General features: G+C 70.9%; 11 protein-coding genes. 4 read left to right on the forward strand and 7 right to left on the reverse strand.

Annotation, left to right across the window (positions count from 1 at the left end; translation table 11 throughout):
* Window positions 1-244: 244 nt before the first annotated feature.
* The 4 genes from NBX02_RS15635 to NBX02_RS15650 all read right to left on the reverse strand — a co-directional run bounded on the left by NBX02_RS15635 (window position 245) and on the right by NBX02_RS15650 (window position 4243).
* Entirely contained in the window at window positions 245-640 is a 396-nt protein-coding gene (locus tag NBX02_RS15635; protein WP_250284292.1) for a DUF3040 domain-containing protein, read from the reverse strand.
* 753 nt (window positions 641-1393) lie between these two features.
* Window positions 1394-2158, reverse strand: a complete 765-nt coding sequence (locus NBX02_RS15640) for a methyltransferase domain-containing protein (RefSeq protein WP_250284294.1) — start codon at window positions 2156-2158, stop codon at window positions 1394-1396.
* Between the two features lie 1061 nt (window positions 2159-3219).
* Window positions 3220-3726 (reverse strand): SAV_6107 family HEPN domain-containing protein, encoded by a 507-nt coding sequence (locus tag NBX02_RS15645; RefSeq protein WP_250291962.1) that lies wholly within the window; start codon window positions 3724-3726, stop codon window positions 3220-3222.
* Window positions 3727-3994: 268 nt separating this feature from the next.
* Complete coding sequence (locus NBX02_RS15650) at window positions 3995-4243, reverse strand: hypothetical protein (protein ID WP_250291966.1); 249 nt, start codon at window positions 4241-4243, stop codon at window positions 3995-3997.
* A 438-nt stretch (window positions 4244-4681) separates the two neighbouring features.
* On the opposite strand from NBX02_RS15650, the gene NBX02_RS15655 reads away from it, so the two are divergent.
* Entirely contained in the window at window positions 4682-5290 is a 609-nt protein-coding gene (locus NBX02_RS15655) for a GNAT family N-acetyltransferase (protein ID WP_445548462.1), read from the forward strand.
* Window positions 5291-5364: 74 nt separating this feature from the next.
* On the opposite strand, the gene NBX02_RS15660 is transcribed toward NBX02_RS15655, so the two are convergent.
* Window positions 5365-5508, reverse strand: coding sequence for a hypothetical protein (locus NBX02_RS15660; RefSeq protein ID WP_250284296.1), 144 nt, complete (start codon window positions 5506-5508; stop codon window positions 5365-5367).
* Between the two features lie 263 nt (window positions 5509-5771).
* Between NBX02_RS15660 and NBX02_RS15665 the strand changes: the two genes are divergently transcribed.
* Window positions 5772-6020: a hypothetical protein gene (locus NBX02_RS15665; protein ID WP_013874333.1), complete on the forward strand. Its 249-nt coding sequence runs from the start codon at window positions 5772-5774 to the stop codon at window positions 6018-6020.
* Window positions 6021-6184: 164 nt separating this feature from the next.
* Here NBX02_RS15665 and metF read toward each other — a convergent pair whose 3' ends face one another.
* A complete protein-coding gene (gene metF, locus NBX02_RS15670) occupies window positions 6185-7087 on the reverse strand; it encodes a methylenetetrahydrofolate reductase [NAD(P)H] (protein WP_250284297.1) in 903 nt (300 codons plus the stop codon).
* Between the two features lie 213 nt (window positions 7088-7300).
* Window positions 7301-7993 carry a DUF4097 domain-containing protein gene (locus tag NBX02_RS15675; protein WP_250284300.1) on the reverse strand — a complete coding sequence of 231 codons (693 nt, stop codon included), beginning with the start codon at window positions 7991-7993 and terminating at the stop codon, window positions 7301-7303.
* A gap of 349 nt (window positions 7994-8342) precedes the next feature.
* On the opposite strand from NBX02_RS15675, the gene NBX02_RS15680 reads away from it, so the two are divergent.
* Together NBX02_RS15680 and NBX02_RS15685 are read left to right on the forward strand one after the other, a co-directional pair.
* Complete coding sequence (locus NBX02_RS15680; protein WP_250284302.1) at window positions 8343-9509, forward strand: AAA family ATPase; 1167 nt, start codon at window positions 8343-8345, stop codon at window positions 9507-9509.
* A gap of 182 nt (window positions 9510-9691) precedes the next feature.
* Window positions 9692-10192 (forward strand): DUF58 domain-containing protein (locus NBX02_RS15685; RefSeq protein WP_250291967.1); only part of this gene is annotated, 501 nt, incomplete at its 3' end.

The following is a 10192-nucleotide window of genomic DNA, read 5'->3' on the forward strand; positions in this document are numbered from 1 at the left end:
CAGCCGGAACGGCCAACGCAGCCAGCACGCTCGGAACAGGCAACACAGTCAGAACACGCAGCGGGACAGGGTGCGAACGCCGGGCGCATGACCGCCGAGCGCATAAACCGGTTGTTCATGCTGACTGCCGGCTGACGGCGGTCGCCGGCCCGCGGTCAACGACCGCTACCACAACTTGGTCGTTACTGGTCGACGGCCATCCCGCCTACTGATCATCTCATCGGCTGGCGACGGCTCCTGCCGGTCAACGCTCATCCCATCGGCGGCGCCACCGTTCCTCGATCCGCTCGGTGAACGGGGGGCGGGTCCGACGGCGGGGGGCCGCCGGACGGCGGCTGCTGGCCTCCCCGCCCCGACCGCTGATCCGGCGAAGATCGGCAGCACCCCGGGACGCCGCGAACAGCATCGTGGCGAAACCAAGCACACCAAGGACCACGATCAGCGGTGTCCGGTTGAGAACGACTCCCACGAGCAGGACGACCAGCCCCACCACGAACAGGAGGAGGCTTCGGCGGACCCTGCGCATGAGATAGGTGCGAGGGTTCGTCGAGCGGACCGTGCTCGCGAACTTGGGATCGTCCTCGACGAGGGCGCGCTCGATCTGATCAAGCAGGCGCTGCTCATTTTCCGAGAGCGGCATCGACGCTCCTCCCACGGCCGGCAGGTCCGGCAGACGGAACCTGACACCCAAGAATAGGCACGACCGGGCATGGGCGGTAGGCAACCAACCATGCCGAGACAGACCGATCGCTTCCTGCTGCTCTGGCTCCTCCCCGCAGGTGCGAAGGCCCATGCCACGCGGTATGATCGGTTCCGCTTCCGTGGGGAAGCCCTCATCCCGGGCCCAGGTGGAGCCGGCCCACTCCCACCCTGGACGATCGGCGTGTAATCGCCCCGTCGCCATGGGGAAGCCCTCACTGTTCTGACTGTTCTGCCGCGCCGGAAGCTCTCACCGTCCTGCCGTCTCGCAGGAAGCCCTCCTCCGTCCCGCCGTCTCGCTGGAAGCCCTCGTCACTGCCGCGCCGGAAGCCCTCCTCCGTCCTGCCACGCCCTTCTGGCCATGGCTTCTGGCCACGGCGTCGCGGGAAAGCCGCATCCGAGGGATGCCGGACGCGCTCGACAGCCACTCCCGTGCGTACCGCACCGCTTGCACCGTGCGCCCGCCTGATCACGATCGTTCCGGTCCGCCCTGGCACCAGCCTCCTGTCGGTCTCGCATCAGCCCCTCGCCAGCCCATCCCGTCATCAACCGGCCCTGTGAGCCCACGAGAGCGCAGTCGAGCATCCGCCACACACAGTCATGCCATCTGGTCATGCCGTCTGATCGTGCTGCCCGATCACGCTGCCCGACCGTGTTGTCTGGTTGTGCCGTTGGGCCGTGCTGTCCGGTCGTGTCATCGGTTGTCCCGGCGGTGAGCCAGGACGTGCAGGTGGGCGGCGAGATCCCGGAAGGGCGCCCGGGAGGATGCGGCGATCTCCAACTGGAGCAGCCGCTCCGCCGCGGACGGATCCGCGTCCACGGCGGCCGTGGGCACCAGATCGGCGAACACCCGCACCCCGTGGACCGCGATCACATCGGCTCCGGCGTCACTTACCATGCGCACCAGCGCGTCCCCATCGAAACGGCGCGCCCGGTCAGAGCCGCTACAACGCCCACCGGGATCGGTCAGCGCATGCTGTGCCTCGGCGAGCCTGCCGGCGAGCGCACGGGCGAGGACGACAGCCGCCCGGTTGGCGGCAACGACGCTGAGCAGCCCACCTGGACGCAGGGCTGCCACCGCTGCCGTCAGCGCGGTGACCGGCTCGTCCACCACCTCCAGCACGGTGTGGCACAACAGCACGTCCGAACGGCCCACTCCGATGATCTCCGGCAGGACGGAAAGATCTCCCTGACGCGCTGTCACGAGATGCCTGACCCCGTGCTCCGCCGCCCGGTGGTCGAGAGAGGCGAGCGCGTCCGGACTGGGATCCACCACGGTCACCCGGTGCCCGCGCTCGGCAAGCGGCACCGCGAACCCGCCGCTGCCGCCGCCCGCGTCCACCACGTCGAGCGTGTCGCCCGCTCGCGGCGTCACCGTGGCCAGCGCGTCCAACAGCCCCCGCCAGACCACGGCCTGGCGCAGATCCCCCCATGTCACCGGACGACTTCTGACGGTCATGCCGTACCTCCCTCGGCGACCCGGCGGCCTTGAAGCCCGAGGCGACCCGGGGACCTGGACCTTCCCGGGCCATGCCCGCTGGCGGGTTCCCGCGAACCTCGCAATGGGGTGATCGACGCCGGGGTGATCGACGTCAGGGTGAGATGACCGACGCCATGACGATCAGCACCGTGATCAACGCTGGCGGGACGGCACTGGATGACCGGCGTCGAACGACCGCTACCGGGGCGACCAAGCGCCAGGGTGGCTACAATTCGCTCGGGCTCATCCCCCTCGGGCTCATCCCCCTCGGGCTCATCCCCCTCGGGCTCATCCCCCTCGCCCTTCACGCATCGGCGCATCTCTCACGTGCGTTTCCTGTACGCATCTTCCATGTACGTCTCTTGCGCTCTCACATCCCGCGTACCGGTGGCCGGAAATCTCATGCCGGTAGCCGGAAACCGATGGCGATGCCGGCCACGAGACCGCCCAGAGACAGACCGATCAGCTGCAGCACCCAGCCCGGCGGCCGTCGCCGGGCTCGTCCCGTGACCGCCTGGATCCCCACAGGCGCGTCCGGTGGCACCGCCCCGTCGGCGGTCCGGAAACCATGACCTCCGAAGGAGCGGAAAACCCGCGCTTTTTCCGCCTTCAGCCCCCCGATCAACCCTTCAGCTGTCGATCGCGCGGCATCCCCAACAATGACTGAATCCATCCGAATGACCTACCGTCATAATCAAGACGCTCACCAACGGTCACCGATAGTGAGTGTTTGATCTACGATACGCAAAACGATCTACACGGCTCCCGCGACAACCGACGGCCAGAAGCCTCCGTCCGCACGTAGACGGACATCCGGGATCCCCGACGGACCAGAACCAGGATCCCCCGACAACGGGAGGCGTCTCTCCAGCGGCCAGAATCCGCCCGCTCAGGAGCCGCGACCGGCCAGCGGGAGGGCCACCGCCTCCGCAGCCACAGAATCCGCCCGTCCACGGGACGCGGGGTGAACCCGTGCCCCGGCCGTGCCCGGTGTGCGTGCGGCTTCACATCCCGGCCCGCGCTGTCTGTATTCGTCCTGTTCACACCCCTGCCTTCGCCGGCGTGCGGGTGACGCCGACAAGCGGGGCACAGCTGACGATCGTGGCCGTCAGCGCCGGCTGGGACGGCAGGCCCAACGTGGTCTCCACCACCGCGAGGAACGTCTCCGCCTGCCGGAGCAGGTCGTCGGCATCCCGGGCGCCGACCACGGACAGGCCCGCCTCTGCGGCCGTCCTCCTGGCCGCGCCGGCCGCGAAGAACTGTGCCCACTCCGCCAGCTCGGGTGCCACTCGTGTCAGCAGCTGCCAGACGCTGACGGGCCGGCCACGGTGACCGTGGCGGGGCCGGGCCCGTTCCACGAGAACAGCGGCGGCGGCCCGCAGCGCCGCCAGGTGCGCCAGGGCGTACCGCTGCCCGGGAGCCCGGGCGAAGCTCGCTTCGTCAAGGCCGTGATGCGCGGCCATGAGCAGCTCGTCGCGGGAACGACGAGGCAGCCCCGCGAGGGGGACCTGGATTCGAGACTGTCGATCTACGGCCTGCCGACTCATGACCGCTCCCTCCGATACGACGACATCACTACGTGGCTCATCCACATGACGATCTTTCGCGCGACAGCTATTCGCATGACGGCCTTGCCTACGACGAGCTGCTCTGGTCGTCGTAGGCAAGGCCACGACGGCCTACTCCAGTAAGTCGAACACATGTTCGACTTACTGGAGTAGTAAACCTCACCCACTCGGAACCGTCAACGTTGCCGGAGAGCACGGCTGGGAGTGCCCCGAGAGCGGTGTCGTGGCCGCCACCGGGTGGCCGCTATCACGTTGTCAGCAGTGGATCGCTGTCAGCGGTGAACCGTCGGTGGGCTGAACCGCCACATCGTCGGAAGCCACGGCCGGACCAGCGCGACATGGGCCGGACAAGGCCGGCGGCCGGGCCGGCGGTGTCGGCGGTGTCGGCGGTGTCGGCGGTGTCGGCGGTGTCGGCGGTGTCGGCGGTGTCGGCGGTGTCGGCGGCCCGGTGGCCGGCTCCGGGGCCGCGCACCTGGCCGGCCCGGCCAGGGATCATCTGGTCGCGGTCACCCAGCCGGCGAGCGGGCGGTAGGTCAGACGACCGGAGTCAGCGGCGGTTGTGCCGCGGCAACCCTGCCGGCCCGGCCGTCTGTTTCACGACAGCGAGGATCGGGCGAGGCCGGGCCACGCGGGGCTCGGGCGGCGAGAACGCCCCGGGCCACCAGGAACACCTGGCATATGGCACGCTGCCACCGCACCGTACAGGATTCACCGACAGGCCCTCATCCGGACCGAGTCGGGCGCAACGCCCCGAGCACCCGTTATCGTCAGTGACCTCAGATGGTATAGGGGACTGACACGGCCCAGGCGTGGCCGGTAATCGACGCGGGTAGACAGGCCACCCGGGCAGGCAGCCTGCCCGGGGCAGGAACGAAAGCGCGAGGAGGCAGGCTTGGTGGAGAACATCAGGCTGATCCGCTGGACACCCGCGCGGATGCGTGCCCGGCTGACCGATGTCATCGCCGTCTACAAGGCCGCCTTTCTGGACTTCCACGAGCCCGACCCGGCGCGGGCGGCGATCGAACGGACCATGCACGCCCGCCGGCACGCCGACCGCCGGGATCTGCGAGCGGTCGCGGCCCTTCTCCCCGACGAGCGCCTGGTCGGCTTCACCTACGCCCTGCCGGGGCTGAAGGGGCAGTGGTGGCACGACGTCGTCAGTGACGCGCTGGGGCCCGAGGACGCCGTGACCTGGCTCGGCGACTGTCTGGAGATCGTCGAGCTCCACGTCCTGCCGGAGTTCCAGGGCAGGGGGGTGGGACGCAGTCTGCTGCGGGAACTGCTGCGGGAGGCACCGGAACAGACCGCCGCGCTGTCCGCCCTGGAACTACCCGACAGCAGGGCTCGACGGCTGTATGCCAGCGAGGGCTTCATTCCGCTACTGTCGAATTTTCGATTTCCGGGAAGCTGGATCGAATACGCGGTGCTGGGCAAGCGCCTCACCCCCGCCGAGCCGGCCCAGGAGCGGCCTTCGTCCCCTTCGGCCGAGCAGCGGCCCGCCCACGGCCCCGGCGACAACCACCGGCAGGCCCGCGTCATCTGAGAGCCTCCCGAAAACCGAGCTGGTCCAGCGGGCCCCTGCGGGCTCCGGCGCCCGGGGGGAAGGCCGAACGAAGATCAGCGCGGCCGGAGGACGGTCCGGGTCCGCGCTTGTGGCCGTTCCTGGCCCGCCGCCGCGGCCACCAGGTTCATGATCGCAGCAGTCAGCGGCACGACCACGCTGCGGAAGGCCAGGCGCAGGAGCAGGAAGCCCAGGCCCACGATGACCGCGACTCCCGGGAGCTGCGAGAGAGCCCGCGCCAGCCCGCTGTCTTCGCCGGCACCGGGCCCGTACGGGCGTTTCGTGGAAGTATGACTGTCATGTAGGTCCGGCCACGTCTTGCGACAGCTTGCCCGGTCGGCACCGGGGCGGTCATCGGAGCATCATGCCTGCTGCGTATCGTTCCGTCGTCTGATGACGACCGGGACTACCGACAACCGTCAGCCCTTCGAGGGCCGCCAGGGGGCGGCCGCAGGAGAAACCGGTGACCAAGCATGCACCACTGGTCGTGGAGACACTCGACGACCTCGACCCGACAGCGGTCTTCAACACCGAACGCGACCAGGTGGTGGTCGCGGTGCGTATCACCCCCGTGTTCGGCACGCTGGACCTCAACCTGGTGGCGGCCGTGGTGGACGCGGCGAACCTGGCCGGCTTCGCGCTCGTGCGCGAGCAGCCCTTCCGGGACGAATGGCTGTTGTGCGTCTTCGACGCCTACGAGGACAACGACTAAAAGATCACTGACGACGACGGGACGACTGGGCCCAGGGGAGCGCGCGCCCCCTGCGGCCGGTGGCCCGAGGATCACCACAGCTGGCAGGCCGCCGCACCCGACACGTCCGGGTGAGTAGACACGGCTGTCACCGTGAAAGGCGGGTCGCCGCCGTGGTGGGCGGATCATCGCTGTAGCGAGTGGAACACCTCCCGTGTCGCGGTGGAACGGTTCAACGTGATGAAGTGGATGCCGGGCGCGCCACCGGCGAGCAGCTTCTCGCACAGGTCGGCGGCGACCTCCACCCCGACCGCCCGCACCGCCGCCGGGTCGTCGGCCACCGCGTGCAGCCGCCTGGCCAGGTCCGCGGGGAACGCGGCCCCGGACAGCTTCGCCATCCGCTCGATCTGCGCGACGTTGGTCACCGGCATCACCCCGGGAATGATCGGCGCCTCACAGCCGAGCCGGCGGACCCGGTCGACCAGCCGGAAATAGGCGTCCGCGTCGAAGAAGAACTGGGTGATCGCATAGTCCGCGCCGGCGGTGAGCTTGCGTACCAGGTAGCGCGCGTCGGTGTCGAAGTCGGGCGAGCGGGGGTGGCGGTCCGGGAAGGCCGCGACCCCGACACAGAAGTCGCCGAGCGACTGGACGAGGTGTACCAGCTCCTCGGCGTGGCGCAGCCCCTGGGGATGGGCGATCCACTCCCCCTGCGGGTCGCCGGGCGGGTCGCCGCGTAGCGCCAGGACGTTGTGTACCCCGGCGCCGGCGTAGCTGCCGATCACCTGTCGCAGTTCGGTGACGGAGTGGTTGACGGCGGTGAGATGACCGATCGGCGTGAGGGTCGTCTCCATCGCGATACGTTCGGTGACCCGCACCGTGCCGGCCCGGGTCGACCCGCCCGCGCCGTAGGTGACCGACACGAAGGACGGCCGCAGCGGCTCCAGCTCCCTGATCGCCGTCCACAGGTGGCGTTCCCCCTCGGGGGTCCGCGGCGGGAAGAACTCGAACGAGAACGACGGCCGGCCCGAGGCGAGACAGTCCCGCACGGTCAGCCCCCGGGTCGCCACGACGCTCCTGACCGCTGCCATACCCCTGAGGGTAAGCCCTGTCAGGCGCCGGACCCGGCACAACCGGACACGTCCTGTTCACGACAGGCATCCGGACAAGGCATCCGGACAAGGCATCCGGACGAGCCATCCGGACGAGCCATCCGGCTGAGACGACCGGACGAGGCGGCCGTCCCCACGGCACGCCACACCCTGTAGGCCGCGTCCCGCTCGCCGCTCGGCCTGTGGCACGGCCTACAGCCGTACCGGGCCCTGGGGCGTCGGGGCGCACACCCGCACCCGGCCGGACCGGCTGCGGACCGACACCGTCCGCGCCGCCCCCGGATCGACCGGAACATCCAGGGTGACCGAGTCCGCGCCGGGATCCGCGGACTCGACGTCGACCGCGTACGGCCCACCCGGCAGGACGACCGTGACCGCCCCGCTGTCGCTGTACGCCGCCACCTTCCCGGGGGGACGGGCGAAGTGCAGGACGACGTCACCGGTGCGGCTGCGCGCGGCGACACCGCTCCCGCCCAGCTCCCGCCCGGCGATGGTGCCCGTGTCGGTGATGAGCACGAGGTCGCCGTCCGAGCCCCACAGGGTCACCTCCCCGCGGCGGACCTCGGCCCGGACCCGGGTCGCCCGCGGCAGCGTCAGCCGGACCCGGGCCTCGCTGGTGCGCCCGTCGACGCGCAGCAGCTCCCCGGCCTGTTCCAGGGCCGGACGCGAGCGGCCGGCGCGCCGGCGGACGGTCATCGCCACCCGGGCGTCCGCCCGGTCGGCCTCGGCGATCTCGACCCGCCCGGCGGCCAGCCGGATCTCGACGGCGCTCACCCCGCCCGCCGTCTGGCTGGTCTCGCGCGGCGGCCGTCGCGGCAGCACGAGCCCGTAGCCGGCCGCGCCCAGCAGGACGACGGCGGCCACGGCCACGAGGACGTCCGTCATCGGCCCTCCCCGCCACACGCCGCGCCGAGAGGACGGCTCCCACCGAGAAGACGGCTCCCAGCAGGGGAAAGGGGCTCGTCGATGGGATGGGTTCCGCCGACGGGGGTGGTTGGCACGCTGGGAACGGTACCGGTCGGGCCCGGCATCCGGGCGGCCAGAGTGATCATCCAGGACGGCTCCGGCGGCCCCGGTCCCGCGGAAAGGCACCGGGCGAGCCGGCTTCCGTCCCGGGACGGAAGCCCCGGATCCACCTTCATTCGTCTTAATTCGCCTTAATTCATTGTTCAGACAGGCTGACGAGTTCGGCTTGAAGTCTCGATTCCGGCCGCTGGCTGCGAGACTACAGCTCATGGACGAACGGCTCACACGCTCGGGTGCGCGCGCCCCGGACGGATCCGGGACACGCGCACCCGAGCACGGCCAGGAGGGGAAGCCCGCGGCGGGCGGCGAGGCGTCCCTCGCCAGCCCGGACACGGCCACCGACGCCGACCATCTCGAACGCGCTCTCTTTGAGGTCAAGAAGGTGATCGTCGGCCAGGACCACATGGTCGAGCGGATGCTGGTGGCGCTGCTCGCCCGCGGCCACTGCCTGCTGGAGGGGGTGCCGGGGGTGGCCAAGACCCTCGCCGTCCAGACCCTCGCCACGGTGGTCGGAGGGACGTTCACCCGTATCCAGTTCACCAGCGACCTGGTCGTCTCCGACATCATCGGCACCCGGGTCTACCGGCAGACCCGGGAGGCCTTCGATGTGGAGCTGGGGCCCATCTTCGCGAACTTCGTCCTCGCCGACGAGATCAACCGGGCGCCCGCCAAGGTGCAGTCGGCGCTGCTGGAGGTGATGGCCGAGCGACAGGTCTCCCTCGGCGGCGTCACCCACCGGCTGCCGGTGCCGTTCCTCGTGCTGGCGACGCAGAACCCGATCGAGTCCGAAGGGGTGTACCCGCTCCCGGAGGCGCAGCGTGACCGGTTCCTGATGAAGGTGGACGTGCCGTATCCCAGCGGCCACGAGGAGCTGGAGATCGTCCGACGGATGGGCACGCAGCCACCCCGGGCCGAGCGCGTCCTGGACCCGCCCACGCTGATCAAGCTGCAGGAGCGCGCCACCGACGTGTTCGTGCACCACGCGATCGCCGACTACGCGGTCCGCATGGTGCTGGCGACCCGGGCGCCGGCGGAGTTCGGAATGCCCGAACTCGCCGGCCATCTCGCCTACGGCGCGTCACCGCGCGCGTCGCTCGGCCTGGTCGCGGCGGCCCGGGCGCTGGCGATGCTGCGCGGCCGGGACTACGTCGTGCCGGACGACGTCGCCGCGGTCGCGCCGGACGTGCTGCCGCACCGGCTGGTGCTGTCCTACGAGGCGCTGGCGGAGGGGCTGTCCGCGCGGGCCATCGCCGAACGGATCCTGCACGGCACCCGCCCCCCCCGGGTCACGCCCCGTCAGCAGGACTATCCCGGGCACTGGACCACCAACCCGCACGGATTCCCCGAGTACCTCGGCCAGGAAACGTCGGCGTGAGAGTGAACCAGCCAACGCAACGGCCCGCTCCCGGGCCACGCCGCGGCGGCAGAGCAGGCACGCCGGCAACACCCGGCGGGACGGACGCGAGTATGCCCGGTGGGACGGGCGCGGCCAGCGGGACGAGCCGGACCGGCGGCCACGGCGTCCAGCCGGCACAGCCCGTCCAGCCGGCACAGCCCATGCCGGGTGGGTCCGGGGCGGCAGCGGCGGATCCGGCGATCGAACGGACCCTGCGCCGCCTCGAGCTGACCGTCACCCGCCGGCTGGACGGCCTGCTGCTCGGCAACCACCTGGGCCTGGTGCCCGGCTCGGGGACGGAGAAGGCCGAAAGCCGCACCTACCACGTCGGGGACGACGTGCGGCGGATGGACTGGGCGGTCACGGCCCGCACCACCGTCCCGCACGTGTATGACCTCGTCGCCGACCGTGAGCTGGAGACCTGGGTGCTCGTCGACCTGACGGCGAGCCTTGAGTTCGGCACCGCCAGGCTGGAGAAGCGCGACCTCGCGATCGCCGCCGTGGCCGCCATAGGCTACCTGACGGCACGCAGCGGCAACCGGCTGGGCGCGGTGGTGCTGACGACCGGCCACGGGCCGCGGCTCGTCCCCGCCCGCACCGGCCGGGACGGCCTGCGGGCGCTGCTGCGCACACTGCTGGCGGCGCCGCGGACCGCGCTGGAC

The sequence above is a fragment of the Protofrankia sp. CiP1_Cm_nod1 genome (genome assembly GCF_920888515.1).
In the GTDB taxonomy this organism is placed as follows: domain Bacteria; phylum Actinomycetota; class Actinomycetes; order Frankiales; family Frankiaceae; genus Protofrankia.

What these genes read in the sequence shown, in the direction of transcription:
- NBX02_RS15640 (WP_250284294.1), bottom strand. Translation starts at nt 2,158, where the DNA reads ATGACCGTCAGAAGTCGTCCGGTGACATGGGGGGATCTGCGCCAGGCC.
- NBX02_RS15650 (WP_250291966.1), bottom strand. Translation starts at nt 4,243, where the DNA reads ATGATCCCTGGCCGGGCCGGCCAGGTGCGCGGCCCCGGAGCCGGCCAC.
- NBX02_RS15645 (WP_250291962.1), bottom strand. Translation starts at nt 3,726, where the DNA reads ATGAGTCGGCAGGCCGTAGATCGACAGTCTCGAATCCAGGTCCCCCTC.
- NBX02_RS15635 (WP_250284292.1), bottom strand. Translation starts at nt 640, where the DNA reads ATGCCGCTCTCGGAAAATGAGCAGCGCCTGCTTGATCAGATCGAGCGC.
- NBX02_RS15675 (WP_250284300.1), bottom strand. Translation starts at nt 7,993, where the DNA reads ATGACGGACGTCCTCGTGGCCGTGGCCGCCGTCGTCCTGCTGGGCGCG.
- metF (WP_250284297.1), bottom strand. Translation starts at nt 7,087, where the DNA reads ATGGCAGCGGTCAGGAGCGTCGTGGCGACCCGGGGGCTGACCGTGCGG.
- NBX02_RS15680 (WP_250284302.1), top strand. Translation starts at nt 8,343, where the DNA reads ATGGACGAACGGCTCACACGCTCGGGTGCGCGCGCCCCGGACGGATCC.
- NBX02_RS15655 (WP_445548462.1), top strand. Translation starts at nt 4,682, where the DNA reads ATGCGTGCCCGGCTGACCGATGTCATCGCCGTCTACAAGGCCGCCTTT.